The 23,361-nt window shown below is 67.8% G+C and carries 30 protein-coding genes, 1 tRNA gene and 2 pseudogenes; 22 read left to right on the top strand and 11 right to left on the bottom strand.

The genetic code is table 11. The features are described from left to right. Positions 1-25 precede the first annotated feature (25 nt). The 6 genes from FOJ82_RS12335 to FOJ82_RS12310 all read left to right on the top strand — a co-directional run bounded on the left by FOJ82_RS12335 (position 26) and on the right by FOJ82_RS12310 (position 5,138). On the top strand, positions 26-712 hold the full coding sequence (locus FOJ82_RS12335; protein ID WP_143938794.1) for a hypothetical protein: 687 nt from the start codon (positions 26-28) through the stop codon (positions 710-712). Then, positions 709-2,079, top strand: a complete 1,371-nt coding sequence (gene der, locus FOJ82_RS12330; protein ID WP_143938793.1) for a ribosome biogenesis GTPase Der — start codon at positions 709-711, stop codon at positions 2,077-2,079. The genes FOJ82_RS12335 and der overlap by 4 nt, the downstream gene beginning before the upstream one ends. Next, complete coding sequence (locus FOJ82_RS12325; RefSeq protein WP_143938792.1) at positions 2,079-3,128, top strand: YdcF family protein; 1,050 nt, start codon at positions 2,079-2,081, stop codon at positions 3,126-3,128. Before der ends, FOJ82_RS12325 begins: the two co-directional genes overlap by 1 nt. A gap of 111 nt (positions 3,129-3,239) precedes the next feature. Further along, positions 3,240-3,313, top strand: a tRNA-Pro gene (locus FOJ82_RS12320). Positions 3,314-3,936: 623 nt separating this feature from the next. Then, positions 3,937-4,572: a TetR/AcrR family transcriptional regulator gene (locus FOJ82_RS12315; RefSeq protein WP_221933151.1), complete on the top strand. Its 636-nt coding sequence runs from the start codon at positions 3,937-3,939 to the stop codon at positions 4,570-4,572. Beyond that, complete coding sequence (locus tag FOJ82_RS12310) at positions 4,569-5,138, top strand: dihydrofolate reductase family protein (protein ID WP_143938790.1); 570 nt, start codon at positions 4,569-4,571, stop codon at positions 5,136-5,138. Before FOJ82_RS12315 ends, FOJ82_RS12310 begins: the two co-directional genes overlap by 4 nt. Before the next feature lie 79 nt (positions 5,139-5,217). Here FOJ82_RS12310 and FOJ82_RS12305 read toward each other — a convergent pair whose 3' ends face one another. Next, positions 5,218-5,805, bottom strand: a complete 588-nt coding sequence (locus tag FOJ82_RS12305; protein WP_143938789.1) for a dihydrofolate reductase family protein — start codon at positions 5,803-5,805, stop codon at positions 5,218-5,220. Between the two features lie 31 nt (positions 5,806-5,836). On the opposite strand from FOJ82_RS12305, the gene FOJ82_RS12300 reads away from it, so the two are divergent. From FOJ82_RS12300 to FOJ82_RS12265, 8 genes are all read left to right on the top strand, one after another. After that, positions 5,837-6,790: a helix-turn-helix domain-containing protein gene (locus FOJ82_RS12300; RefSeq protein WP_185975777.1), complete on the top strand. Its 954-nt coding sequence runs from the start codon at positions 5,837-5,839 to the stop codon at positions 6,788-6,790. 31 nt (positions 6,791-6,821) lie between these two features. After that, positions 6,822-7,295: a hypothetical protein gene (locus FOJ82_RS12295; protein ID WP_143938787.1), complete on the top strand. Its 474-nt coding sequence runs from the start codon at positions 6,822-6,824 to the stop codon at positions 7,293-7,295. Further along, complete coding sequence (locus tag FOJ82_RS12290; protein ID WP_143938786.1) at positions 7,288-7,977, top strand: hypothetical protein; 690 nt, start codon at positions 7,288-7,290, stop codon at positions 7,975-7,977. The genes FOJ82_RS12295 and FOJ82_RS12290 overlap by 8 nt, the downstream gene beginning before the upstream one ends. Continuing rightward, positions 7,974-8,774: an ABC transporter ATP-binding protein gene (locus FOJ82_RS12285; protein ID WP_143938785.1), complete on the top strand. Its 801-nt coding sequence runs from the start codon at positions 7,974-7,976 to the stop codon at positions 8,772-8,774. Before FOJ82_RS12290 ends, FOJ82_RS12285 begins: the two co-directional genes overlap by 4 nt. Further along, the gene (locus tag FOJ82_RS12280) at positions 8,771-9,526 is read left to right on the top strand and encodes an ABC transporter permease (protein ID WP_143938784.1); all 756 of its coding nucleotides are present in this window, start codon (positions 8,771-8,773) and stop codon (positions 9,524-9,526) included. The genes FOJ82_RS12285 and FOJ82_RS12280 overlap by 4 nt, the downstream gene beginning before the upstream one ends. Further along, complete coding sequence (locus tag FOJ82_RS12275; RefSeq protein WP_143938783.1) at positions 9,517-10,743, top strand: sensor histidine kinase; 1,227 nt, start codon at positions 9,517-9,519, stop codon at positions 10,741-10,743. Before FOJ82_RS12280 ends, FOJ82_RS12275 begins: the two co-directional genes overlap by 10 nt. After that, the gene (locus tag FOJ82_RS12270) at positions 10,740-11,354 is read left to right on the top strand and encodes a response regulator transcription factor (protein WP_143938782.1); all 615 of its coding nucleotides are present in this window, start codon (positions 10,740-10,742) and stop codon (positions 11,352-11,354) included. Before FOJ82_RS12275 ends, FOJ82_RS12270 begins: the two co-directional genes overlap by 4 nt. Positions 11,355-11,431: 77 nt before the next feature. Further along, positions 11,432-12,037: a hypothetical protein gene (locus FOJ82_RS12265; RefSeq protein WP_221933150.1), complete on the top strand. Its 606-nt coding sequence runs from the start codon at positions 11,432-11,434 to the stop codon at positions 12,035-12,037. 6 nt (positions 12,038-12,043) lie between these two features. Here FOJ82_RS12265 and FOJ82_RS12260 read toward each other — a convergent pair whose 3' ends face one another. Together FOJ82_RS12260 and FOJ82_RS12255 are read right to left on the bottom strand one after the other, a co-directional pair. After that, positions 12,044-12,889, bottom strand: a complete 846-nt coding sequence (locus FOJ82_RS12260) for an ABC transporter permease (RefSeq protein ID WP_143938781.1) — start codon at positions 12,887-12,889, stop codon at positions 12,044-12,046. Next, positions 12,886-13,842, bottom strand: a complete 957-nt coding sequence (locus FOJ82_RS12255) for an ATP-binding cassette domain-containing protein (RefSeq protein WP_246099872.1) — start codon at positions 13,840-13,842, stop codon at positions 12,886-12,888. The genes FOJ82_RS12260 and FOJ82_RS12255 overlap by 4 nt, the downstream gene beginning before the upstream one ends. 83 nt (positions 13,843-13,925) lie before the next feature. Here FOJ82_RS12255 and FOJ82_RS12250 point away from each other — a divergent pair, with 83 nt between their 5' ends. Genes FOJ82_RS12250 through FOJ82_RS12240 form a run of 3 tightly spaced genes read left to right on the top strand, consistent with a single transcriptional unit; the run spans position 13,926 to position 16,214 of the window. Next, positions 13,926-14,738 carry a TetR/AcrR family transcriptional regulator gene (locus FOJ82_RS12250; RefSeq protein WP_246099871.1) on the top strand — a complete coding sequence of 271 codons (813 nt, stop codon included), beginning with the start codon at positions 13,926-13,928 and terminating at the stop codon, positions 14,736-14,738. Next, positions 14,735-15,145, top strand: a complete 411-nt coding sequence (locus tag FOJ82_RS12245; RefSeq protein WP_143938778.1) for a nuclear transport factor 2 family protein — start codon at positions 14,735-14,737, stop codon at positions 15,143-15,145. The genes FOJ82_RS12250 and FOJ82_RS12245 overlap by 4 nt, the downstream gene beginning before the upstream one ends. A gap of 31 nt (positions 15,146-15,176) precedes the next feature. Beyond that, positions 15,177-16,214, top strand: a complete 1,038-nt coding sequence (locus FOJ82_RS12240; protein WP_185975776.1) for a GNAT family N-acetyltransferase — start codon at positions 15,177-15,179, stop codon at positions 16,212-16,214. A gap of 27 nt (positions 16,215-16,241) precedes the next feature. Here FOJ82_RS12240 and FOJ82_RS12235 read toward each other — a convergent pair whose 3' ends face one another. Further along, entirely contained in the window at positions 16,242-17,165 is a 924-nt protein-coding gene (locus tag FOJ82_RS12235) for a phosphotransferase enzyme family protein (protein ID WP_143938776.1), read from the bottom strand. Between the two features lie 89 nt (positions 17,166-17,254). Here FOJ82_RS12235 and FOJ82_RS12230 point away from each other — a divergent pair, with 89 nt between their 5' ends. After that, positions 17,255-17,857, top strand: a complete 603-nt coding sequence (locus tag FOJ82_RS12230; protein WP_143938775.1) for a wax ester/triacylglycerol synthase domain-containing protein — start codon at positions 17,255-17,257, stop codon at positions 17,855-17,857. 44 nt (positions 17,858-17,901) lie between these two features. Here FOJ82_RS12230 and FOJ82_RS16265 read toward each other — a convergent pair whose 3' ends face one another. Further along, positions 17,902-18,045 carry a hypothetical protein gene (locus tag FOJ82_RS16265; RefSeq protein WP_185975775.1) on the bottom strand — a complete coding sequence of 48 codons (144 nt, stop codon included), beginning with the start codon at positions 18,043-18,045 and terminating at the stop codon, positions 17,902-17,904. Between the two features lie 4 nt (positions 18,046-18,049). On the opposite strand from FOJ82_RS16265, the gene FOJ82_RS12225 reads away from it, so the two are divergent. Continuing rightward, on the top strand, positions 18,050-18,655 hold the full coding sequence (locus FOJ82_RS12225; protein WP_185975774.1) for a WS/DGAT domain-containing protein: 606 nt from the start codon (positions 18,050-18,052) through the stop codon (positions 18,653-18,655). A gap of 233 nt (positions 18,656-18,888) precedes the next feature. Beyond that, positions 18,889-19,110, top strand: a complete 222-nt coding sequence (locus tag FOJ82_RS16750; protein WP_143938773.1) for a PLD nuclease N-terminal domain-containing protein — start codon at positions 18,889-18,891, stop codon at positions 19,108-19,110. A gap of 59 nt (positions 19,111-19,169) precedes the next feature. Here the strand turns inward: FOJ82_RS16750 and FOJ82_RS16745 are convergent, their stop codons facing one another. From FOJ82_RS16745 to FOJ82_RS16505, 4 genes and pseudogenes are all read right to left on the bottom strand, one after another. Beyond that, on the bottom strand, positions 19,170-19,388 hold the full coding sequence (locus tag FOJ82_RS16745) for an alpha/beta fold hydrolase family protein (RefSeq protein ID WP_246099870.1): 219 nt from the start codon (positions 19,386-19,388) through the stop codon (positions 19,170-19,172). Positions 19,389-19,755: 367 nt separating this feature from the next. Next, a pseudogene (locus FOJ82_RS17050) lies at positions 19,756-19,998 on the bottom strand (alpha/beta fold hydrolase); the annotation flags it as partial. A gap of 477 nt (positions 19,999-20,475) precedes the next feature. Further along, a pseudogene (locus FOJ82_RS16510) lies at positions 20,476-20,790 on the bottom strand (CorA family divalent cation transporter); the annotation flags it as partial. Positions 20,791-20,806: 16 nt separating this feature from the next. After that, positions 20,807-21,229 carry a CorA family divalent cation transporter gene (locus tag FOJ82_RS16505; RefSeq protein WP_221933147.1) on the bottom strand — a complete coding sequence of 141 codons (423 nt, stop codon included), beginning with the start codon at positions 21,227-21,229 and terminating at the stop codon, positions 20,807-20,809. Positions 21,230-21,297: 68 nt separating this feature from the next. Between FOJ82_RS16505 and FOJ82_RS12205 the strand changes: the two genes are divergently transcribed. Then, the gene (locus FOJ82_RS12205) at positions 21,298-22,245 is read left to right on the top strand and encodes an aminoglycoside phosphotransferase family protein (protein WP_221933146.1); all 948 of its coding nucleotides are present in this window, start codon (positions 21,298-21,300) and stop codon (positions 22,243-22,245) included. Positions 22,246-22,298: 53 nt separating this feature from the next. Here the strand turns inward: FOJ82_RS12205 and FOJ82_RS12200 are convergent, their stop codons facing one another. Both FOJ82_RS12200 and FOJ82_RS12195 read right to left on the bottom strand, forming a co-directional pair. Continuing rightward, positions 22,299-22,520: a helix-turn-helix domain-containing protein gene (locus tag FOJ82_RS12200; protein WP_143938771.1), complete on the bottom strand. Its 222-nt coding sequence runs from the start codon at positions 22,518-22,520 to the stop codon at positions 22,299-22,301. Further along, positions 22,520-23,014, bottom strand: coding sequence for a DUF2975 domain-containing protein (locus FOJ82_RS12195; protein ID WP_246099868.1), 495 nt, complete (start codon positions 23,012-23,014; stop codon positions 22,520-22,522). The genes FOJ82_RS12200 and FOJ82_RS12195 overlap by 1 nt, the downstream gene beginning before the upstream one ends. 114 nt (positions 23,015-23,128) lie before the next feature. Between FOJ82_RS12195 and FOJ82_RS16260 the strand changes: the two genes are divergently transcribed. Continuing rightward, on the top strand, positions 23,129-23,305 hold the full coding sequence (locus tag FOJ82_RS16260) for a hypothetical protein (RefSeq protein ID WP_185975773.1): 177 nt from the start codon (positions 23,129-23,131) through the stop codon (positions 23,303-23,305). The last annotated feature ends 56 nt before the right edge of the window (positions 23,306-23,361 follow it).

The following is a 23,361-nucleotide window of genomic DNA, read 5'->3' as shown; positions in this document are numbered from 1 at the left end:
ACTTCTCCAAGCCCGGAGGAGAACCATGACCGACGAGACCGCCCCCATCCCCAGGGTGCGCGCGATTACCGGCATCTTCGTCGAGACCGGCATCGTGATGGTCTTCCTCGTGTTCTGGGCGCCCACGGCACTGGGGATGCTGGAGGCCTTCGAGGCCGGGGAGGACCCCAACCTGCCGCTGCTCCTCGGTGGCTCCGCGCTGCTGGCCGTCGCGGCGTTCGCGCTGACGTTGCTGGTGTCGCGGCTCGCGGTCGGGCGCGCGGGGGCTGCCGTCACCCGCCGCTGGGTGGCTTGGGAGTGCGTCCGCTACGCACTGCTCGGCATCGCGACCGGGCTGGTGCTCGGCGTCGCGTTCACGTCGAGCTGGCTGCGGTGGCAGGGCATCGTGACCGTGCTCGTCGGGCTCGCGGTGGTCCCGCTCGCCCTTTTGGGGGTCGGCAGGATGCGGCGCTGGCGGGACCGGGAGTATCGCGAGCAGCTGCTCCGACGACTCCCCGAGGGCTACGTCGTCGTGGAGGGCGCGGTGCTGGACTCGCGCTCGTCGGGGCGGATGACGGACATGACCACCATCGGGTGGCGCGATGCGGACGGGGCGGCCCACTACGCTCGCATCGTGACCGGTGGCCTGTGGTCCCGCCTCGCCCCGGTCTCGCTCGTCCTGCGCGGTGACGACCCGACGAGGGTGGTGCACGCCGCCCAGCAGATAGGATGAGCCGAACCGAAAGCCCGAGGAGAACCGTGAGCGAAGAACCCATCCTGACCAAGCCCGTCGTGGCGGTGGTCGGACGCCCGAATGTCGGCAAGTCGTCGCTCGTCAACCGCATCCTCGGGCGCCGTGAGGCCGTCGTCCAGGACGTACCCGGAGTGACCCGCGACCGCGTCTCCTACGACGCGAACTGGAACGGCCGCGAGTTCGTCCTCGTCGACACCGGCGGCTGGATGTCCGACGCCCAGGGCATGTCCCAGCAGATCGCCGAGCAGGCGGAGCTCGCGATCTCCCTGGCCGACGCCGTGCTGTTCGTGGTGGACGCCACCGTCGGCACCCTCGACGAGGACGAGGCCGTCGTCCGCGTCCTTCGCCGATCCAAGAAGCCGGTGGTGCTCGCCGCCAACAAGGTCGACGACCAGCGCCACGAGGCGATGGCCGCGACCATGTGGAACCTCGGTCTGGGGGAGCCCCACCCGGTCTCCGCCATGCACGGCCGCGGCTCCGGCGACCTCCTCGACGCGATCCTGGGCGCGCTGCCCGAGGCCCCCGAGGAGAAGTTCGTGGAGGAGTCCGGGCCCCGCCGCGTGGCCATCGTCGGCAAGCCGAACGTCGGCAAGTCGTCGCTGCTGAACAAGCTGGCCGCCGAGCAGCGGGTGGTGGTCTCCGACGTCTCGGGCACCACCGTCGACCCGGTGGACGAGATCGTCGAGGTCGGTGGGCAGGTCTACCGGCTGATCGACACCGCCGGCATCCGCCGTCGCGTCAAGGAGGCCTCGGGCCACGAGTTCTACGCGTCCCTGCGCACCCAGACGGCCATCGAGCGGGCGCAGGTGTGCGTCGCGGTGATCGACGCGTCGGAGCCCGTGACGGAGCAGGACCTGCGCATCCTCAGCAACGTCGAGGAGACCGGACGTGCCCTCGTGGTGGCGTTCAACAAGTGGGACCTCACCGACGACGAGCGCCGCCGCTACCTGGACCGCGAGATCGAGCGTGACATGGTCGGCTTCACCTGGGCGCCGAAGGTGAACATCTCCGCGCTCACCGGGCGCAACGTCGACAAGATCAGCAAGGCGATCGAGGAGGCCGCGGAGGGTTGGGAGACGCGGATCTCCACCGGCAAGCTGAATGCGTTCCTCGGGCGCATCGCCGCCTCCCACCCGCACCCCGTGCGCTCGGGGAAGCAGCCGCGGGTGCTGTTCGGCACCCAGGCGCAGAACTGCCCGCCCAAGTTCGTGCTGTTCACCAGCGGCACGTTGGACGCCGGCTACGTGCGCTTCATCGAGCGTCGCCTGCGCGAGGAGTTCGGGTTCTCGGGCTCACCGATCCACATCGACGTCCGGGCACGGGAGAAGCACAAGGACCGCAAGTAGTGGAGGTCCTGCTCCAGTGGGTTCCAGTGGTGCTCGTCGCGGCGTTCGGGGTGTTCCTCGTCTGGCGTGACCCGCGGAGGATGCCGCCGGGGCTGGTGCTCACCGGGGTCGTGTTCTTCCTCCTGGGCCGGCTGCTGTCCGAACTGGTGCACCTGGCCGAGAATCTCGACCCCGAGCTCGGCGCGGTGTGGGTGCTCGTGGCATTCATGGGCGTCGCGCTGATGGCCGTCGTGGTGCTCGGGGTCTTCCTCATCTGGAACACATTCGAGATGTTGCGCAAGGAGGGCAGGAGGCCTGCCGCGCTCCTGACCGGGGCCATCGGGGCGCTGCTGCTCGCCTACGTGGTTGCGGCGGTCCTCGGCGTGCTCCTCAACAGCTTCGAGCTGACCGTTTGGCTGATGTTCGCCGGGCTGCCGCTGGGCTACATCGGGTTCGTGTTCGCCGCCTTCCTGATCTATTCGAGCATCTACGGCTGGGCCACCCGGCGCTTCGGCAAGCCGGTGGGAGCCGTCGTGGTCCTCGGGGCGGGCCTCTTCGGCGGGGAGCGAGTCTCGCCCCTCCTGGCCGCCCGCCTCGACCTCGGGATGGAGCTCTACGAGCGCTCCCGTGCCGCCGGTCTCGAGACGGTCCTGGTCCCCTCGGGCGGCCGCGGCGCCGACGAGAAGTTGGCGGAGGCCGAGGCGATGGGCAACTACCTCCGTGAGAAGGGCGTGCCCAACCAGCACATCCTGCTGGAGGACCGCTCCACCGACACCCGCGAGAACCTCGAGTACTCGGCCGAGGTGATCAGGCGCGCCGGGGTGGGGGAGGACGTCGCCGTCGCCACGAACAGCTACCACGCCTTCCGGGCGGCCACCCTGATGCGGGACGCCGGCGTGCCGGGCTACGCCGTCGGTTCGCCGACCGCTCGCTACTACTGGCCCAGTGCCACAGTGCGCGAGTTCATCGCCATCCTCCGGGACAACCTCGTGGTCAACGCGGTGATCGTCGGCGTGCTGTGCCTCCCGTTCCTCGTGCGGGTTGGCTCCCTGTTCCTCGGACAGCGCTGAGTCATCCTGGATTCGGGACGGCCGGCCGGGCCCTGCTCAGCTTCGGTACGACCCCGATGTGCGTCCCGGGCGGATACTCGCTAATCTATGGGGGTTGCCTGATGGCGACGGCGGGCTGTAGCGCAGCTTGGTAGCGCACTTGACTGGGGGTCAAGGGGTCGCAGGTTCAAATCCTGTCAGCCCGACCGCAAAAGGCCTTGTCAGAGGCCGGTTCGGCTGGAAGTTCAAGTCCAGCCCGAACCCCGCCCGGAGACTCTCGCGCCACCTTACGCGGCTTCGGTGTTGCCCTGCCCGACGGGCTCGTGGCCGCGTCGGAAGTCTTCGACCCAGTGCCCGGGATCTTGTTAGTCCAGCGCATCCGCCACCCCGCCACCGACGTCGCCAGCGAGGCGCACGCACGTGTGACCATCACCGGTTGATGTTTCGCAGTGCCTCGTAGTGGAGCGCGGTCTGCCGAGCCGCCCGGTGATCCGGCATTCGATCGATACGCGCAAGGTTCTCGGGGTTGGTGCCAGCGCCCGCGAGTCTCCTGAGGAGCCGGTTGGAGCGACTCGTTACGACTCGCGCGCGAAGCGCTGCCTGCACACGGGTGACCCGCCGGATGGCCCGGGAGATGGCCTGCGACAGGTGTGGACGGCGGGTGCATCCCACCAGCACCAGGGCCGGGCCTCGATCTGCTGAGTGGTGTGATTGCTGATAGCTGCCCATGGAGCGTCCTCTCGGGGTAACTCGAGCATCATTGCTTGACTTCAACAGTGTAACTCGTACACTCGTGATCGAGAAGTGCGCCGATTAGTGGAGGTGGCTGGTGCCAGGGGTTGAGCGGGCAACTGCGGCGGATGACAACAGGACGGCGAACCGTCGAGCCGACGCCCAGCGGAACCGCGCGGCGATCCTCGCGGCCACTCCCGGGGTGTTGCGGCAGAATCCGGAGGCCTCCGTCGCTGACATCGCTGCTGCAGCGGGACTGGGGCGGATGACGCTCTACGGACACTTCAGGTCCAGGGCCGAGCTCATCGACGCAGCGCTGACGGACAGTCTGGAGCGTGGCGATTCGGTGTTGTCCGTCGTGCCGCTCGACGGGCCTCCCGCGGAGGCGTTCGCCAGGCTTGTCGAGACCAGCTGGGCACTGATCAGCGATGCCCGAGGTCTGGTGATCGCGGCGCAGAAAGAACTGCCGTTCGAGCGGGTGCGAGAGTTGCATGTGAAAGCGGAGGAGCGGGTGCGTCGGGTGTTGGAACGTGGGCAACGAGAGGGAGCATTCCGAACCGATGTGCCCCTGCGCTGGCTGCTGACCACCACGCATGTGATCATGAACGCGGCCGCCGACGATGTCGTCGCCGGGCACGTGGACGGCAACGATGCGGCGCGCCTCATAAACGCCGTGCTGCAACCAGCCGTAGCGGCCCCGCGACAGTCGCCGACGAGGAGGGCAAACCGATGAGACCACTTCGATACTCGATCAACGTCACGCTCGACGGGTGCTGCCACCACGAGGCAGGGCTCCCGCCGGACGATGAGTCCATGCGCTACTGGGCCGCCGAGATGGAGCGGGCCGACGCCCTGCTCATGGGTCGCGTGACCTACGAGATGATGGAATCGGCATGGCGCAAACCGGCCGAGGGCCACTGGCCGGACTGGATGGAGGAGTGGGAGGTGCCGTTCGCTGAGGCGATCGACCGGGCGAAGAAATACGTGGTCTCCAGCACCTTGGAGGGGGCGGACTGGAACGCGGAGTTGCTGCGAGATGATCTGGCACAAGCTGTGCGGCGGCTCAAGCAGCAGCAGGGCGAGGGGCTGTGGGTGGGTGGAGTGACGCTTCCCCTGGCTCTCGCGGATCTTGGATTGATCGACGAGTACGAGTTCCTCGTGCAGCCGGTCCTGGCCGGGCGCGGGCCCACGTTGCTCGCCGGCCTTCGCGAGCGCATCCAACTCGAACTCGTGCACCGACACGAGTTCCGGTCGGGGGCAACGGTCATGCGGTTCCGGCCCGCTCAGGTCCCGGCGTGACATGCCGCTCCCGGGCTCGTGGTCCAGTGCCGTGATCGGGCGCTCGGTGTCCTGCGACGACGGCCTCTCCGGGGCGTACTCACCGGCTCCGCTCGATGTCGTACGACAGGGCGACGCTTCCCATTCGGGTGGTGTTGCAGCTCATGAGCTTCAGGTTGCGCGGAAGCTCGAGCGTCCCGAAGAGCCGCTTGCCGGAGCCCAGGATGATCGGGTGGACGAACAACCGAACTGCATCCAGGAGCTCCTCACTGAGCAGGAACCGGACAAGGGCGCCGCTGCCGAGGATCGCGATGTCACCCTCGCCGACAGCCTTGAGTGCCCGCACAGCGGCCGGGAGGTCGCGCCGCAGCACCCGCGTGTTGCTCCAGTCGACCCCGGTCGACGCCGACGTCGCCACGTACTTCTCGGTCGAGTTCAAGTGGGCGGCGAGCGGGTTGTCGTCGGACACGGAGGGCCAGTAGGCGGCCATCTTCTCGTAGGTCTTCCTCCCGAAGAGATAAGCGGTTGTACGTTCCAGGCCCGATCCGCTCGACTCGTGGATCCCCTCGGCATAGGGTGCGCCCCAGCCGCCGTGTTCGAACCCGCCCTCGCGGTCCTCATCGGGGGACCCGAGGCCCTGCATGACCCCATCGACCGAGAGGAACTCGATCGCAACCAGTTTGCGCATGATGCACTCCTTTCGGGGTCAAGGATCTGCCATGAGCCTGTCTCCCGGCTTGAAGAAATCTGACCGGAGGCACCCGACCATGGCCTTCTCGCAACCACCTTCGATCGGACCTTCCCTCGTGCGCCACCGGGTGCGCCCGGAACTGACGGGACTGGTGGCCGGCATCGTGGGCCACCGGGAGCAGGCGTCCCAGCCGGTGACACGGCGCCAGGTGGCGGGCAGCCTGATGCCCTTGGTCCTGTCGTCGGGGCCGACGCTGGACGTGGTCCACCTCTCGCACGGAGCGGGAGAGGGGCGGCACGACTCCTTCGTGGCGGGTCTCATGCCCGGCTGGGCAACGACGTCGTTCTCCCAGGTGCAACTCAGCGTCCAGATCTACCTCACGCCGCTGGGGATCCTGCGCCTCTTGGGGTTGCCGGGGCGTGAGCTGGCCTCGAGCGTGGTTTCCCTGGCTGAAGCTGCGCCAGCGTTCAACCAGGACTTCCTCGAGCAACTGTGGGACAGGCCGACCTGGGGCAAGAGGTTCGAACTCGTGGACCGCAAGCTGCTGTCACTGCTGAGTGGTGGCCTGAGCCCCGATCCCTCTGTCGCGTGGATGTGGCGGCAGATCCAAGGCGCTGGCGGTCGGGCCAGGATCGGCGACTTGATAGAACAGACCGGCTGGAGTGAGCGTCATGCCACTTCTCGCTTCACCGCGCAGATCGGGCTCGGCCCCAAGGCCGCGTCTCGGATCGTGCGCTTCGAAAATGCCCTCCGAGCGTTGCGGAAGCTCCCGGCTGCGCGGGTCGCTGCAGAGTTCGGGTTCGCCGACCAGAGTCATCTCGTGCGCGAGGTCCACCGATTCGCCGGCGTCGCTCCCACGGACCTGCTCCGGGAGGACCCGCCCACGGCGCACAGTGCCATCGGTTCGGGTTCCGAGCGGTTGCCTCCCGGGCAGGACCAGTCGCCTGTCCGCCCGCGGCGCGATCTGTCACCCCAGGGTTGACGGGCTTCGGCCAAGGTGCCACCATGTCCGTATGGATAGTAACCCCTGGGGTGACAGCTCTCTCGTGCCGGACAGCTCATCACGGCCGGCCGAGTGGTCGCACGTTCTTGAGCACCGTCGCAAGGACGGCCCAGAGACGGTCGAAGCCGTGGTCGAGCGATTCGAGGCGGCCGGTGTCACCCCCGCCCAAGTTGCCTCTCATCTCGAGGATGGCGGGGATCGGCTCTTCGCTGCCGCCGCCTCGGGGGGTGAGGACTGGGCAGCTCCGTTCGGGGGTGAGCGAGCGGTCGCCCTCATCTCCGCAGAGGTCAGCGCCTTGATGTCGCACCTGGTCGCACGTGCCGCGAGCGTCCGGTCGGTCTGCGTTGATGCGTTGCTCGAGGAGTTCAGCGCAGTCACGGTTGCCGGAGCCCTCGGCGTGGCGCGGCAGAAGGTCTACGAACTCGCACGGGCGAGCGTCGATCCCGAGTACCTCACAACAACACCTTGGAGAAGACATGAATGACATGCACGAGGCAGTGGAACTGCCCGACCCTGCGGTGAAGCGGCTGCTCCACCCCACTGATCTGCCCGAGGCGAGGGAGGCGTACCTGCGCGGCTGGTGGTTCGCTCGGCTCTCGTCGCTCCCGATCGCCGTCGCCCTGGGCGCGGTGGTCTGGGTTCTCAGCGGCAATCTGTTGGCCACCATCGCGGCGCCGCTGACCACATTCGTGGTCGGCTTCGTCGCGAGCCGCTGGCACGACGCGCGGGCCTGGGACTTCATCCCGCGGAGGAGACAGGATCGAGACGGTGCAGGACCTTGGCCGCTGCTCGCAAGCGGCCTGGATGCCCTCGCGCTGCTCGTGACGGCCGCCGCGGTCATCCTCGCAGTCAGGGGCGCACCCGTACCGGGTGGGGTCGTTGCGTACGCGGTCGGTTCGGGCTTGGGTGTTGCTCTGCTGCAGATCGGCGAGATCGTCGCGTCGGTTGCGCGCAGACGCAGCGACGCCTCTGTCGCCCAGCGGGTCACGATGCTCGTCGCGGTCATCGCCGGGTCCGCCTCGGTGGCTGTCTTCGGCCGGAGTGACGGTTGGGACCGGGAATCCTACGTGCTCGTGGCCGCGGGCATGGTGACAATGCTCCTGGTCTACCTGCTCTGGTGGAGCTTCACCCGGAGCCGCCGGCAGCGCGGTGAGGAAAAGCAATGAGCCCGGGCACGCACCGTCAGCAGGCTGCGCGGCCACTCGGGCCGCGTGACGCCGCTGTGACCGTGCGCGAACTGCGCAAGACGTTCCCCGGCGTCGTAGCCGTCGACCACGTCAGTTTCTCCATTCGACCAGGGGAGGTCTTCTGCATCCTGGGCCCGAACGGCGCCGGCAAGACCACCACGGTCGAGTGCATCGCAGGCACGCTGAAGCCCGATTCCGGCCGGATCAAGGTGCTCGGGATCGACCCGATCAGGGAGCGTCAGCAGGTGCGGGAGCAGGTCGGGTACCAGTTGCAGTCTGCCGTGCTGCCGGCGGCCCTGCGGGTGGAGGAGGCGGTGAGGTTGTTCGCGTCCTTCTACAGCAGGCCGGTATCCGTGGGGGACTTGTTGACCACCGTCGGACTCGAGGACCAACGCAGGCGGGCTTTCGGGAAGCTCTCGGGAGGTGAGAAGCAACGACTCTCGATCGGGCTTGCCCTGGTCGGCTCACCCCGGATCGTGGTCCTGGACGAACTCACCACCGGCCTCGATCCACAAGGGCGGCGCAGTGTCTGGCAACTCATCGAGCGGCTGAAGGGGCGAGGAGTCACGATCATCCTCGTCTCCCACCATCTCGACGAGGTGCAGAGGCTGGGGGACCGACTCGCCATCATCGCTGCTGGGCGGACGCAGTTCGTCGGAACACCGGTAGAGCTCCGGCGGGCCACCTCGGCCGGCTCCGACTCCGACCGGACCCTGGAGGACGCCTACCTCGCCTTCGTCGACGACGTTGACCCACGGGAAGGGACAGGTTCATGAGTGCACTAACCACTTTGACGGTCACTGAAGCACGGCTGTTCATGCGCAATCCGACCAGCGTGTTCATGGCTTTGCTGCTGCCCTCACTGCTCCTGCTGATGCAGGGATTCGTCATACCCGGCACGCTGGAACCCGTCGGGGGCGACGACCCAGCCTTGGCAGGACTGCGTGCGATCGATTTCTTCGTCCCGATCTCGATCACCGTGGCACTGGTCAGCGTGGCCGTCACGAACTACCCGTCGGCGATCGGCGGCTATCGCGAAAGCGGTGTCCTGCGGCGCCTCGACGTCACTCCGGTGGGCTCCCACCGCGTGCTGTTCGCGCAGTGGATGGTGAGCGCTGCCTCGTTCCTCATCGCGATCACGGTCACGTTCGTGCTGGCCCGCGTCGCGTTCGGAGCCGTCGGACCCCGCAACGTCGTCCTGGTCGCGGTGTTGATCGCGCTCGGAACCCTCACCATGATGTCTGTGGGATCGCTGATCGCGGCGACCGCCCCCAACGCACAGGTGGCCTATGGCGTCGGGATGCTGGTCTTCATGGCCTGCATGTTCACTGCGGGAATGTGGACGCCGGGTCCCATGATGGCGCCGGGTGTCCAACGGGTCACCGGATTCACCCCCCTGGGCGCGCTGACACAGGCCCTGACATCTGCCTGGTACCAGGGCACGAGCGAGCTGGCACCCTTCGTCGTCATGTCCGTGTGGGCCGTGCTCTGCGCGGCCATCTCGGTGAAGGCGTTCCGGTGGCGCTGAGCCAGGCCGCGGGCCGGCCGCGGGACAGCAGGGCCATCCGTGCGCCCATGGCTGCGACGGGGGAGGGCCCGTCGGACGCGCCGAGTCCTCGCCTGGTCGTGTTGGGTGTGCTGATGGCCTGCTTCGCCTGGGCCGTGGTGATTCCGCTGTCTCTCAGCACGCCTCCCACCCCGCTGCTCGCCGCGCTCCATGCCTCCGGTCTGGCGGTTTACGGTGCGACGCTCCTGCTCGTCCTGTGGGCATCTGTCTGGGTGCAGGCAGACGCCAGCGCCACGTGGTGGTGCGCCGTCGCGGTCGTGGCAGTGAGCCTCGGTCTCTGGTTTCCGGGGCACGCGTGGGCGGAGCCGGGCGGGCATCCGTGGGCATGGGTTGGGGGATTCACCACGGCGGCCTGCGCAGTGCTCGGCTGGCGAAGCGCCGCCCCCGCGGGGATCACCATGGCACTCGCGGCATACGGCGGCAGCGTCGCGTTCGAACGCCCCGCCGCAGCGGTGCTTCTGACCATGCTGGGCTGCGCACTAGTGGTCTGGGCGATGTCCCAGGCGCTGGTCTGGCTGCTGCGTCTGCTGTGGGCTGCTCAGGCCGCGCGCGAGGCCGGGGCCGAGATCGCGATCGTCCAGGAGAGGCTACGAGTCAGTCGTGAACTGCACGACGTCCTCGGGCACCGCCTCAGCGTCATCGCACTGAAGGCTGAGCTCGCGGCCGGCCTCGTCGGCAGCGACCCAGCCCGGGCCGTGGCCGAGAACGGCGAGATCCAGTCGCTGGCACTGGGTGCCCTCGCCGAAGCGCGCCGGACCGTACGTGGCCGGGCCGACACCGATCTCCCGACCCAACTCTTCAACGCCGAGCTCGTGCTCGGCTCCGCCGGTATCGATGTGAGGATCAGCGTCCCCCCGGAGATCCTGGGAGGAATGCCGCAGCCCGTCTGCGAGCTCATGGCCGCCGCCACGAGGGAGGCCGTGACCAATGTGCTGCGCCACAGCGAGGCGACACAGGTGTCGATCCAGCTCGCGCAGACCACTTCCGACGTGGAACTGGCCATCACCAACGACGGGGTGCGCGGCCCCGCTGCCGGTGAGCGCTCTCATGGGACCGGGCTGGCAGGGTTGGCGGCGCGCTGCGCCGCCCTCGGCGCTCGCCTTGACGTCACCCAGGATGCGGCCGCTTGCCACGTGCTGCGGGTCCGATGCCCGTGCGACCCGGCAGGGTGGCGATGAGCACGGCCATCCGAGTTCTCCTCGCCGAGGACGACGAACTGATCAGGGAGGCCTTGGTGAGCCTCCTGGAGCGCGAGCCGGACATCGAGGTCGTGGGTGCGGTCCGGGACGGCAGGCAGGCCGTGGAGCAGGCGCTGCTCAGGCGACCTGCCGTCGCGATCCTGGACCTGCAGATGCCCAAGCTCGATGGCGTGGGCGTGGTCCGTGAACTGGGCCGAGTCCTGCCGGAGTGTGCCGGTGTGATTCTCACTGGTCACGGCCGTCCCCATGTCCTGCGGCAGGCGCTGCTCTCCGGGGCTCGAGGATTCCTCGCCAAGGGCGCCCCCGGCACCGCCCTCGCCGACGTGGTCCGCCGCGTCAACGAGGGCCAACGCTACGTGGACCCGGTGCTCGCGGCTGACGCGCTCACCGTCCAGCCGATGCCGCTCACGCAGCGCGAGGTCGTGGTCCTGGCGGCAGCCGAGGAGGATCGTCCGGTTCGCGACGTCGCACGCGAACTGTTCCTCTCCCCGGGAACCGTTCGTAACTACCTGGCCTCCATCCAGCGGAAGCTCGAGGCCGGATCCAGGGCCGAGGCCAGGCGGATTGCACGAGACAATGGCTGGGTGTGACTCGACCCGCGGTGCACAGGTTCTTCGTGCATGACGCACGGGTTCACCGGGCGCACTGGCGACTGAGACTTGGGGACATGGAAACAAACTTCAAGAGTCGCACCAAGTCCCAGCCCTCCGGCGGCCGCGTCGCACGCGCCCTCGGCCACCTGATGGCGCGATGGCCGGCAGCCCTGGGGCTGCTCGCGCTGCTCGCCAACCTCGCCGACGGCGCCGACCCACACGTCACCGCGATGATCATCATCATCGCGGCCACCTGCTACCTCGGGGCGGCCGTCCTCGGGTCGCGGCGGAGCGTCTGGGTGATGGTGGTGGCCACCAGCGCCGTCGTGGTCCTCGCAAGTGTCGCCGGTCTCGATCCCACCGCCGCCCTGATCGCCATGGGTATCGGTCTCGCCGTCTTCGGGCTCATCAGCGCCAAGGGCAGCCGGCGCCGAGACGTAGGCGTCCAGGCCCTGGGATTCCTTTGCTACACGGCCGTCGGGGTGGCTGCGATGATGTCCGCCCCCGTGCCGACGATCTACCTCGCGGCAACAGCCGCGATCGGACACACGCTCTGGGACGTCGTGCACTTCATCCGTGACAAGGTCGTCACCCGGTCACTCGCGGAGGCCTGCTTCGTGCTCGACCTCGGCCTTGCCGTCGCGCTCCTGGTGTCGGCCTGGTCAGCACTGCCCCAGTGAGGTGCGTCAGTCTCGTCGATCAACTGCCCCGTCTCGGAAGCGCCTCGCCGCCAAGGGCAGGAAGACCACGGTCAACAGCACCGGCCACGCGACGGCGAGCACCGGGGCGAACTCGCCCCCGATGCCCACATTCGGCCAGGAAGTTCCACCGAGGAGTCCGCGGACCGTGCTGGCGGTGGCCGAGACCGGACTGAACTCGGCGACCGCTCCCAGCCACGCCGGCATCGTGGCTGGGTTGACGAAGACGCTGGAGAAGAACGCGAGGGGCCACACCAGGATCTGGACGTAGGCCACGGACGCCACCGACTTCGCGCCGTACCCGACGTACAGTCCGATCCACAGCAGCGCGAAGCGCAACAACAGGAGCAGTGCGAGGGCGGCCGACGCAGACCCGGGGGACAGGTCCGGTACCCGCCACCCGAGGAGGAAACCGAAGGCCACCATGACCGTGAGGCCGACCAAGGAGCTCAGCATGTCAGCCAGACAGCGACCGAGGACGATGGCCGCGGAGTGGATCGGGAACGTGCGGAAGCGGTCGTTGATCCCCAGGGCGGAGTCGGCGGCGGCGCTCAACGTCGTCGTCTCGAGGCCGAAGAGCATCGTCACCGCCAGCATCCCGGGCACCAGGAAGTCGACGTAGGCGGTGCCCTCGGGCACGCGGAGTGCGCCACCGAACAGGCCGAGGAACAGCACGGTCACGAAGACCGGAAAGAGCCAGGTGATGACGACGGTAGCGAGCTGCTCCCGCCAGGAACCGACCGTTCGCCCTGCGATCACCCAGGCTGCCGTGAACACCCCCGGGGGATGGATGGAGTGTGGATGACCCAGGACAGGCGTCGTTGTGGTGCTCATGCTTCCTCCTCAGGGGCGTCGGTCTGGTGTCCGGTCAACCTCATGAACGCGTCGTCCAGCGACGGTTTGCCCATGCTGACCTCGATCGGGCTGGCGGAGACGTCCCGAAGTGCCTCGAGGCACCGAGCCAGCACGTCGGTGTGGTTTGCGTCGACGGCGACCGTCCTCAGATCCCTGAGGACGGCCCCCTTGACGGTCCGCCCGATTGCCGACAGCGCGAGATCCGCCTGGGCCCCGGTCTCGAAGACCAGTTGGATCACGGGCGGGCCGACCATGCTCTTGAGCCTGTCCGGCGAGCCTTCGGCAATGACCTCGCCATGACCCAACAGGATGACGTGGTCGGCCAGGGCGTCCGCTTCCTCGAGGTACTGCGTCGTCAGCAGAATCGTCGTGCCTTCCCGCACCATCGACCTCAGGATCTGCCATAGGTCCCGGCGCGCCATGGGATCGAGACCCGTGGTCGGCTCGTCGACGAACAGGACCTCCGGTCTGACCAGCATGCTGGCGGCAACGTCCAGTCGCCGCCGCATGCCACCCGAGAAGCCACGAACTGCGCGGGCGTCCGCCTCAGACAGGCCGAACTGGTCCAACAGTTGACTGGCTCGCGCACGGGCGTCTGCGCGACCCATCCCTCGCAGTCGGCCGAACAGGACGAGGTTCTGGGTCGCCGTGAGTTGGTCGTCAACGGCAGCAGACTGCCCGACCAGGGCGATCCGTTCCCGAACCTCTCGAGCCTGGGTGCGGATGTCGTGGCCGGCGACCCGGGCGCGGCCCCGGTCGAAGCTCAACAGCGTTGACAGCCCACGTACCGCCGTAGATTTGCCTGCTCCATTGGGCCCCAACAGCGCCAGCACGGTTCCGGCCTCCGCTTGCACGCTCAGGTCGTGCAGCCCGACATCACCCCCTTCGGTCCTGTAGCTCTTTCCCACGTGCTCCGCCTCTATCGCAACCATCACGGGCATCCTTAGTTCTAGATTCTTTCGTACGGCGTACCATGGTACACCGTACAGTAGGCTGTCCGCGGAAGGTTGTTCCGTTGAGCCGACAGGAGTTCGAAGTGGTTGACCACACGGGTCGAGGGGATCCGCTGCAGAGCCTCCAACTCCTGTGGCGGACGCACACCAAGACCGGCCGATCAGGACTGTCCCTCGATGCGATCGTCGACGCGGCGGTGGCGTTGGCCAGCGAGGGTGGGACGGACAGTCTGTCGATGCGCAAGCTCGCAGATCGGCTGCACGTCGGTGCCATGTCGCTCTACGCCTACGTCCCCGGGAAGGCGGAACTCATCGACCTGATGGTTGATCGGGTGAACGGCCAGGTGTACGAGGATCCCGATGCAGTTCCCGAAGATGGTCCGTGGCGGCAGGCCATCGAAGTCGTCGCTGCGCGGAACCGGGACCTCTTGGCCCGCCATCGTTGGCTGCTGGGCGTCGACGAATCACGTCCGGCGCTGGGGCCCGGGACGCTGACGAAGTACGACGTCGAGCTCGCAACACTGGCCGGAACCGGACTGGACGACGTAGAGATCGACCTGGTGCTCACACTGGTCCTTCAGCATGTGAGGTCAACCGCCCGTCTCTCGGGCGCCGAGACGAATGTGGACACCTCCGAGGGCGAATGGTGGAGCACAGCCGGCCCCCTGCTCGCGGCGTTGGTCGATCCGACACGGTTTCCACATGCAACCCGGGTGGGAACTGCTGCGGGGGAGGAGTTCCAGGCCGCCACGGACCCGCGACGCACGTACGATTTCGGTCTCGCGATCATCCTGGACGGCGTTGAGCAACTGATCGAGCGCAAGACGTACCGAACGGCAACCAGTTCAAGGACCGACGAAGGAGGAACACAATGATGAGCACCCCTTCGGGCAACTCGCCCTCGGGATCAGACACGGAACTCGCGAGCTTCGTCCACCGTTGGGCTGAGGCCATCGTCACCAATGACGTGGAGCGGATTGCGCCGTTCACCACCGAGGACTGGATTCTCGTCGACCGGCCCGGACCCATCTCGCGTCAGGCCTTCCACGACGTGGTGGCCAGTGGGAATCTGCGACATGACGACATGATCCACGAGGTCCTCGGGATCGACCGATTCGGAGCGGTGGCGGTCATCCGCACCCGCGGGCGAAACAAGGCCTGGTTCCGTGGCGAGGCGATCGAAGCCGATGAATGGACCACAAATCTCCTCCTCCAGGGACCCGACGGATGGCGTTGCTTCCTGACCCAGCTGACTCCCAGGAGTCAGCCCGAACCGGAGTGAGAGCATGCGGCCGTCCGTGCAGGTGACTCTCGTGGAGCAGGAGATGTGGTGGCGATTGCGTGACATACGTCTGGCTGCCTTGACAGACTCTCCCGACATGTTCGGCTCCACCCTGGTGCGCGAACAGGCGTTCACCGAGGGAGAGTGGCGTCGGCGGGCGCAACGTCCGTCCTCATTCTTGGCCTCACGCTCGGGTCAGGACATCGGCGTCGCGGGAGTGCACGAGTTCGGCGGGACCTGGACGGTGGTGGGCATGTGGATCGCCCCCCGGGCACGTGGAACCGGGGTGGTGGAAGCCCTGATGGAAGCCTGCGAGGCGGTGGCCCGCGGTTCCGGTGCGAATGAGATCGTGCTTGGGGTGATGGAGGACAACGCGGCGGGAAGGAACGCCTACCGACGTCTGGGATTCGAACCGACGGGCAGACGCGATCGTCTGCACGGTGGCCGCCGCGAACTCTGTCTGAGCAAGACCCTTGTCAGTCGCGAGGAACCGATGCCGCCATCCAGACCGCTTCTCAGTGAGCTGAAGCTGGTTCCCGTGGATGAGGCGGTGCTGGACGAACTCATCGGGGTTGCGATGTCGGACGCGGAGCCGGACGACGTCACCCCACCGCTGGGGGATGGCTGGACAACCAGCCGCGTGGAGTGGTTGCGCGCCTTCCACCGCCAGCGCCGCGCCGGCCTCAGCGGGGGCGACGAGGAGACCGCAGCGATTCGCACAGGCAACCGCATCGTGGGAGCGACACGGCTCCATCGCTCATCGATCGAGGATCCGGAACAGTTGGAGTATGGAATCTGGCTGGCGCGCTCAGCGCGAGGCAGGGGGCTGAGCCATGAAGTGCTGCGGCTCGTCGCGGCACGAGCTGTTGCGCTGGGAGCCTCACGTCTCGTGCTGCGAACGAAATCCTCCAACGCGCCCGTGATCGCCACGCTGCGCCGCGCGGGTGCCTCCATACAGCAGGGCTGTGACGGCAACGTGGTCGGGGTGATAGCACTGGACACCGACGCGCATGTGCCGGCGACTGGCTCCCCCGCCGCAGTCACGGCCGAGGACGGTAAGAGCGATTGAGAGCCGCTCTGACCGCGGCCAGGGCGGCTATTGAGTCAGGGCGGCGGCGTGCCTGTCGAGATATTCGGCCAAGCCGGGGCGACGAAGAGTGAGCGACAGGTTCACCATGCCGATCCGCCGCACGATGAACAGCTGCCGCAGGCGCTCGTCGTCCAGATCCGGCCAGGCGGCGTGGCGCTCGTAGCCGGTTCTGAACATGGTGATGGCGTGGGCGTCGAACTCCCCGTGCGTGATGCCGTAGATGGTGTTGGCGATGTCCTGTGCGCGATGCCCCCAAGCCAAGTCCTCGCAGTCGATGACGGCCAGGCCTTCGCCGTCCATTTCGACCACGTTCTTGGGCGTGAGGTCGAAGTGGAGCACCCGCGGGACCTCTTCCTCGCTTGACCAGAGTTCGTGCAGCCACTCCCTGGCCTGCTTGGACCGCTGTCGCAGGATCTCACGGTGCCCGGGCGGTGCCGATTCCAGCACGTCGGGAACGGCGAAGAGAGTCGGGGAGCTGGCATCGAGCACGCCGGCGGGTCGGGTGCTGCTCGGCGGGGTTGCCTGGTGCAACCGGGCGCTCAATTCGCCCAGCGACGTGATGCGATCCGCGGGGAACGGCTGCTCGAGGACTTTGCCGGCGATCCACGTGAGCATAACGGCCCGTCGCGCGGCAGGTCCGTCCTCCGTCACCACGAGGCCGCCGTCGCGGGTCCCGACGACCGTCGGTGCGGACAGTCCGGCGCTACGAATCCGGTCAGTCCAGGCCTGCTCGGCCTGTGCGGCGTGGGCGGAGTGGACGCATTGTCGTGGACTGACCCGAAGCACGAACTCGCCCTCAACCGCTGAAACTCGGTAGATGTCGTTGAAGGAGGAAGCGAAGGGGCGCAATTCGGGCTGCGTCAGCGCATACCTCGCGAGAGCGGCACGCGGAAACCGATCCAGGGTTCTCGCCGTGTCGGAGCGTGCCATCCAGCGAACCTACCAGCCGCGTTCGACAGGGTCGGGCCCAAGTGGCGACTCCCACCAATTCGGGACTCACCCGGTGGCAGACTGGCTGGATGACTCGCTTCGCTCGGCTCAGCGCCCTGGACGCGATCTTCCTGCCCATGGAGACCGAGACCCAGGCGCTGCACGTCGGGTCAGTACTGATCCTGGAGGGTCCGGCCCCCGAGACGTCGTCGATCCGGGACCTCGTCGTGACGCGTGTAACGGGGGTACCGATCGCTCGTCGGCGGGTGATGCGGATGCCGCTGGATCTGGGGCGGCCGATCTGGGTGGACGTCGAGAACTTTGACGCGGCCCGTCACCTGCACCAGGCCGAGGTCGACGCCCCCGGGGGCGAGTCGCAACTGCAGGCCCTGGTGGCGCAGGTCATGGCGTCGCGTCTGGACGCAGACCGCCCCCTGTGGGAGTTGTGGCTGGTCCACGGACTCTCGGGCGGGCGCTGGGCGGTCGTGGTCAAGGCTCACCACACGATGGTCGACGGGGTGTCGGGGATGGGTCTGGTGGGTTCCCTGCTGACGAGCGGACCGCAGGCTGCGCCACCGCTAGTGGGCGTGGAGCACCCAGCGCCCGCCCCCACGCGGGCCCGGTTGGTGGTTGACCTGGCGAGTTGGCTGGCGCTGCTCCCAGTTCGTGCGATTCGTCTGACCGCCCGATGACTGCGCGCCCCTCGCGAGGCTCGCCGCCGGGTCGGGCAGGTTCGCTACGGGTTGGCCCAGGTGATGCGGCCGGATCTGCCGCCGTCAGTGCTCACGGGTCCGTTGGGGGCGCGCAGGATCTGGGGGTGGACCAGTGCCGACCTGGCACCGGTCGTGCAGGCGGCGCGGAACGCCGATTGCACGGTCAACGACATGTTCCTGGCAGCGCTCGCAGGCGGGTACCGCCGCTACCTGGCGGAGCGTGGAGAACCTTTGGCCTCGTTGGTCCTCCGCGCGATCGTCCCCGTGTCCCGCAGAACGGCACGGCAATCGGTGGGACCCGGCAACCTGTCGGCGGCGATCTTCGTCGAACTGCCCGTCGACCTGACCGAGCCTCATCACCGCCTCACAACGGTGAGCGCCCGGACCGCCGACCAGAAATCCCGCCGGGTGGCCGACGCGACCGCCGCCCTGGTGAGGGCGGCAGACCACATCCCGTCCGCCCTTCTCGCCCGGGGTGCCGGAGCGTACGGACGTGCTCGGCAGGGACGCGTCAACGTGGTCGCCTCCAACATCCCCGGACCGACGCAGCCGCGGTACTTCGCGGGTCGGCGGGTGCTGGAGCTCATCCCGTTCGTGCCCATCGCGCAACAGATCCGGGCGAGCGCGGCGATGCTGACCTACGCCGGGCGCCTCACGATCAGCATGACCGGCGACGCTGACGCACTTCCTGACCTCGACCACCTTATCGCGGCTGTCGGCGCCGAACTCCACGACCTCTCAGCAAGTCCGCTTGACACCGGCTCATCTGCACTCTGACCCGGGTGGGCGCGAAGAGCCGGGCGCCACCTTGCGGCGAGGGCGACGATCTCGCCGGGCGCGAGCCGCACGGGGAACAGCGCGAAAGGAGCCGGGAACCGTCGCCACGGGACCATTGTGGAGGTGCTGGTGCCGGCGTATCGTCTGGAGCAGCACGAGGCATCCGGGGGGTCGGGCGGGATGCGTGCCCAGCCAGCCATGGGGCCGTCTGTTCAACGTCAGGAGGGGACGCGATGGGGAGCAAGAAGCGTTGGAAGGACATGTCACGACGTCAGCGCGTCGGGACCTCGGCACTGACCGTCCTGCAGTTGGCCCTCGCAGTCATGGCTTGGGTCGACCTGGCCCGTCGTGCCCCCGAGGATGTCAACGGCAGCAAGAAGAAGTGGGCGGCGATCATCGCCATCAACTTCGTGGGCCCCATCTTGTACTTCGCGCGAGGACGTCGCGACAAGTAGCGGCGTCCCAGCCGATGGCTCGATCCACACCACCGCGTGGGGCCGCCGGACGCGATCGCTCACGCTTCCCGGATGCGGTGGACCATCACGTCGACGAACTGGTCCTGGGTGTTCGCGTCCAGTCCGTGACCACCCTCCAGCCAGATGAGCTCCTTGTGGGGGGCGGACAAGACCTCGAAGTACTCCTCCGCCAAGGAGCTCATGGCGTTGACGTCGTGCTTGCCGACGAAGAAGTAGACGGGGACTTCCAGCTCCCGCGCCTGCTCGGTGAAGTCCAAGCGTCTCGAGTTGCGGGTAGACGGCGTTGAAGGAGTCGATCAGGCCGCGGGTGTGGTTGACCTTGTCGACCAGCCCGTACTCCGGGGCGAGAAACGGCACCACCGGCACGATGAGCGAGAGTGCCGGTTGCCCCATGATCTCGTTCAACACGTCAAGAAATGCGACGTAGCGGAAGACGACGTCGCCGCCCCGGTACGGCGGCGGCCCGTTCTGCCTCAGCTTCTCCGCCCTACCGGTGTCCCCTCGTTCGTCGAGGTACTGCAGCGCCAGGGCGTAGCCGAGCCGGTCGTTCTCCGTGGTGTTGACCATCTGGCCGGTGCTCACGAACGCTTGGAACAGCGACGGGTGCTGCTGAACGAGCCAGATCCCCGGAATGCTCGACCACGAAACTCCGTACAGGTAGATGCGATCCTGCCCGAAGCGCTGGCGCAGGAGCTCGGCAAGGCTCGCGGCGTCAGCCACGAAGCGTTCCTTCGTCAGCCGGTCGAAGGCGACCGCGCCGTAGGACTTGCCCGTACCCGGCTCATCCCAGCTGACGACCGTGAAATACTCCTCGAGCGGTTCGAACAGTGACCGAGTGGCGAAACCTCCCCCTCCCGGACCTCCCATGCCGAGGTTAAGGAGGACAGGGTTGTCGACGTCGTGGCCCCGGATGGTGATCCACTGCTCGGTCCCGTTGAGCGTCACGCGCTCCAGGCTGGCGACGCTCCCCGGCATGGCTCGTCCGTCCGCCCCCTCTATCGCAGGGGTCGCAGCCAGCCCCTGCGAGGCGACCACCGACAAGGCTGCCACCAGCGCGGTCCCCGTGATGGCAATCGGAACGACGCCGCCGCCGCCCCCGCAACGTCAACCACACCAGCAGCGCCAGGTCGAGCAGGAGCAGCGGGATCCACAAGAACGGCGTCACGGCGGTCGAAAGGGGGAGCAGCAGGACGGGAACCCCCAGCACGAGGGCGCAGCAGATCGCCACTGCGTTGGGCCAGAGCGGTCGGCGGTGACGTCGGCCTGTGGCCGAGTGCTCGGCCATCGCTCCTCCTTGAACGGGCGTGCCACCAGCCTACGCCCGCCCGCAGCAGGAAAGGTTGGCTACAGCCAGTCGTGTCTTCGAAAGAGCAGGTACAGGATTCCCACTCCTGCGAGGACCATCACGAGGGAAAGCCAAACACCGAGCGGCTCTCCGTACCCGAGGACCGGGAGGTTCTGTCCGAACCAACCCGTGATCGCCGTTGGAACGGCGATGATCGCGCCCCAGCCGGCCAGCTTCTTCATGATGGTGTTCAGGCGGGCATCGGTCAGGGAGAGGTTGGTCTCGAAGGCGGAGGCGAGCAGGTCGCGCAGCGACTCTGTCCACTCGCCGGCTCTCAACACGTGGTCTGTCAGGTCATCGAACCATGGCCCGAGTGCTGGGGAATCCAGATCAGGGGGCGAGCAGACGGGGATCGTCCTCCCAGGCAGCCACCACCGGTGACATCGAGAATCGGTCGTCGAGACGAATGGTGACGAGGGCGTACGGGAGCAACCATCCAGAAACCCTGGTTGAACAGTTGGCGAACCGGCTCTGGTCATGGTCAGGGGCGGCCATGACGTACGTGGTGAAAAAGAGGTAGGAGTCGTGCCGGATGAGCTTCGGACGCTCCTTGGGGGCGAGGGCATCCTCAACTGCAGTGAAGGGCAGCCCCAACTCGCTGGCAATCTTGGCCAGTCGGTCCACAGACGGTGCCAGTAGGTCCACCCACACAAGGGTTTGCTCGTCGTGCACCGCGCGCAGGAGTTCCTCATCTGTGAGGTCGTCGTCCGTGACAACCCCGTGGCGCCATGATCGACTCGTGACAGTGGCCATGATTCCATTGTCAGGCCGGCCCGCGAAGTCTACTGCCGCCGCGCTGAACACAATCACAGGAGAGAAGAGTGGGTGCAATAGGCGGTGAACGGCAGTCGGGCGAACGTCCTGCGACAGGCACGGTTGGGACCCCGCCGGCGGAGGTCGACGTCACCGTCGAACTCGTGCGGGGTCTGCTGGCCGAGCAGCATCCGGATCTCGCGGAGCGGGACCTGGCGATCGTGGCCAATGGCTGGGACAACGTGATCGTGCGGGTCGGCACAGATCTGGTCGCCCGCCTCCCGCGTCGCGAGCTCGCCGCGGCACTGGTCGCGCACGAGCAACGCTGGCTTCCCGCACTCGCCACCCACTTGCCCATTCCGGTGCCCGTGCCGCTCAGGGTCGGCGTCCCCGGGCTGGGGTATCCATGGGCCTGGAGCATCTGCGACTGGTTCCAGGGCGAGGTGGCGGCCGATGTCCCACTCGCCGATCCCGCGAGAGAGGCCGATCGGCTCGGAGCGTTCGTACACGCCCTCCACCGCCCGGCGCCGGTGGAGGCCCCTCGCAACCCGTTCCGTGGCCAACCCGTCACGGGATTGGTGCCGCGGATCCGCGCCAACCTTGCGCGGCTCCACCTCGAACGGACCGCGCTCGACGCGCTCGTCGACGAACTCGCCAAGACGTCGCCGTGGCGAGGGCCGGCGAAGTGGCTCCACGGCGACCTGCACAGCGCCAACCTCCTCGTCGACGGGGGTGAGATCGTGGCCGTGCTCGACTTCGGCGACCTCACCTCAGGTGACCCTGCGGTCGACCTCGCCGTGGCCTGGATGCTGTTCCAGCCGGAGGAACGCCGACGGTTCCGGAGCGCGGCGGGCGGCGGCACCCCGGTCGACGAGCCGACGTGGGATCGCGCCCGGCTCTGGGGCCTCCACTTCGCGCTGATCTATGTCCGCCACTCCTACGGCAACGAGCGCTTCGCCCGCATGGGGGAGCGGCTTCTCCGAGCGGTCACCGCCGGGGACACCGGAGGGGACTGAGAGGGCGGCCAACCCCGGCCGGGGCCGCGCGGCCACGACCCGGTGAAGCCGGCTCAGCCTGCGTCAGGGGAGTCGGGTTCCCATCTCAGCAGTTCCCCGGGCTGGCACTCGAGTGCCGCGCACAGGGCGTCGAGCGTGCTGAACCGGACGGCCTTCGCGCGGCCGTTCTTGAGTACGGCGAGGTTGGCGGGCGTGATGCCCACGAGTTCGGCGAGGGTGCCGACGGCCATCTTTCGCCGGGCCAGCATGACGTCGATGTCCACCACGATCGGCACTAGACCACCTCGTCCAGCTCGGATCGCAGTGCTCGCGCCTCGGACTCGGTGGCGATCGCCTGGACGAGCAGGCGCCTCATCACGGCCACCAGCAGGGCGATGCCGGCCAGCACCAGTGCGGCACCGCTGACCAACCCGACCAGTCCGGGTGCCACCCCACCGGGTGCGAGCAGCACGGCCAGGACGAACGCGAGGACAGCGGCCGTCACGAATGCGCCGATGATGACGTTGACGTACCGGAAGGAGGCCTCGGAGAACACGGAACCCCTCCGCACGAGGGTCAGCAGCCGCCAGACGCAGACGGCGAACACCTGCATGGTCAGCACTCCCAGCGCGGCGATGGACACCAGGGCGACCCGCGCCCACGTCGGCACGTCTGCGTCCACCAGGTCACCCCACGCGGCGGGCAGGATCATCGCCTGGACCACCAGTGAGCCCGCCAACGACAGGGCGATCACCACCTTGAGCACCACGATCGACGCGCCATGCATCATTACCTCCCGAGACTCGATATCAATCTATCGTTTCTCGATGAATGAGGCAATGGCGCGACCGACATCGGCACCTCCTGCCGCAGTGACAAGCCGAGCGCGGTAACGTCCGTGCGTATGACGCAGACACCGGACGAGGACGACGTCGAGAGCCGTGCCAAGTTGCTGCCCGAGGAGCGATCTGCGGGCAGCGAGGCCCCCCTCGAGCAGGCCGAGGCCATCCTCGAGGAGTCGATCGAGAGAACCGAGGATCCTGAGGGCACCCGGAAGGACTCGAGCCAGACGCCGGGATAGCCCAGGCCGGACGTCCCGAGTCGGTAGGTTGGATCCAACACCGACCCGAACGGAGC

It is taken from the genome of Tessaracoccus rhinocerotis (assembly GCF_007197885.1).
Taxonomy (GTDB): Bacteria; Actinomycetota; Actinomycetes; order Propionibacteriales; family Propionibacteriaceae; genus Arachnia; species Arachnia rhinocerotis.
The sequence above is the reverse complement of the archived record's forward strand: the minus strand, read 5'-3'. Positions and strand labels throughout refer to the sequence as shown.

Bases quoted from the DNA above. Each gene is read 5' to 3' on its own strand.
- FOJ82_RS12335 (WP_143938794.1), top strand. From the start codon at position 26: ATGACCGACGAGACCGCCCCCATCCCCAGGGTGCGCGCGATTACCGGC.
- der (WP_143938793.1), top strand. From the start codon at position 709: ATGAGCCGAACCGAAAGCCCGAGGAGAACCGTGAGCGAAGAACCCATC.
- FOJ82_RS12310 (WP_143938790.1), top strand. From the start codon at position 4,569: ATGAGACCACTTCGATACTCGATCAACGTCACGCTCGACGGGTGCTGC.
- FOJ82_RS12305 (WP_143938789.1), bottom strand. From the start codon at position 5,805: ATGCGCAAACTGGTTGCGATCGAGTTCCTCTCGGTCGATGGGGTCATG.
- FOJ82_RS12300 (WP_185975777.1), top strand. From the start codon at position 5,837: ATGAGCCTGTCTCCCGGCTTGAAGAAATCTGACCGGAGGCACCCGACC.
- FOJ82_RS12295 (WP_143938787.1), top strand. From the start codon at position 6,822: ATGGATAGTAACCCCTGGGGTGACAGCTCTCTCGTGCCGGACAGCTCA.
- FOJ82_RS12290 (WP_143938786.1), top strand. From the start codon at position 7,288: ATGAATGACATGCACGAGGCAGTGGAACTGCCCGACCCTGCGGTGAAG.
- FOJ82_RS12285 (WP_143938785.1), top strand. From the start codon at position 7,974: ATGAGCCCGGGCACGCACCGTCAGCAGGCTGCGCGGCCACTCGGGCCG.
- FOJ82_RS12280 (WP_143938784.1), top strand. From the start codon at position 8,771: ATGAGTGCACTAACCACTTTGACGGTCACTGAAGCACGGCTGTTCATG.
- FOJ82_RS12270 (WP_143938782.1), top strand. From the start codon at position 10,740: ATGAGCACGGCCATCCGAGTTCTCCTCGCCGAGGACGACGAACTGATC.
- FOJ82_RS12265 (WP_221933150.1), top strand. From the start codon at position 11,432: ATGGAAACAAACTTCAAGAGTCGCACCAAGTCCCAGCCCTCCGGCGGC.
- FOJ82_RS12260 (WP_143938781.1), bottom strand. From the start codon at position 12,889: ATGAGCACCACAACGACGCCTGTCCTGGGTCATCCACACTCCATCCAT.
- FOJ82_RS12255 (WP_246099872.1), bottom strand. From the start codon at position 13,842: ATGGTTGCGATAGAGGCGGAGCACGTGGGAAAGAGCTACAGGACCGAA.
- FOJ82_RS12245 (WP_143938778.1), top strand. From the start codon at position 14,735: ATGATGAGCACCCCTTCGGGCAACTCGCCCTCGGGATCAGACACGGAA.
- FOJ82_RS12235 (WP_143938776.1), bottom strand. From the start codon at position 17,165: ATGGCACGCTCCGACACGGCGAGAACCCTGGATCGGTTTCCGCGTGCC.
- FOJ82_RS12230 (WP_143938775.1), top strand. From the start codon at position 17,255: ATGACTCGCTTCGCTCGGCTCAGCGCCCTGGACGCGATCTTCCTGCCC.
- FOJ82_RS12225 (WP_185975774.1), top strand. From the start codon at position 18,050: ATGTTCCTGGCAGCGCTCGCAGGCGGGTACCGCCGCTACCTGGCGGAG.
- FOJ82_RS16750 (WP_143938773.1), top strand. From the start codon at position 18,889: ATGGGGAGCAAGAAGCGTTGGAAGGACATGTCACGACGTCAGCGCGTC.
- FOJ82_RS16505 (WP_221933147.1), bottom strand. From the start codon at position 21,229: ATGGCCACTGTCACGAGTCGATCATGGCGCCACGGGGTTGTCACGGAC.
- FOJ82_RS12195 (WP_246099868.1), bottom strand. From the start codon at position 23,014: ATGATGCATGGCGCGTCGATCGTGGTGCTCAAGGTGGTGATCGCCCTG.
- FOJ82_RS16260 (WP_185975773.1), top strand. From the start codon at position 23,129: ATGACGCAGACACCGGACGAGGACGACGTCGAGAGCCGTGCCAAGTTG.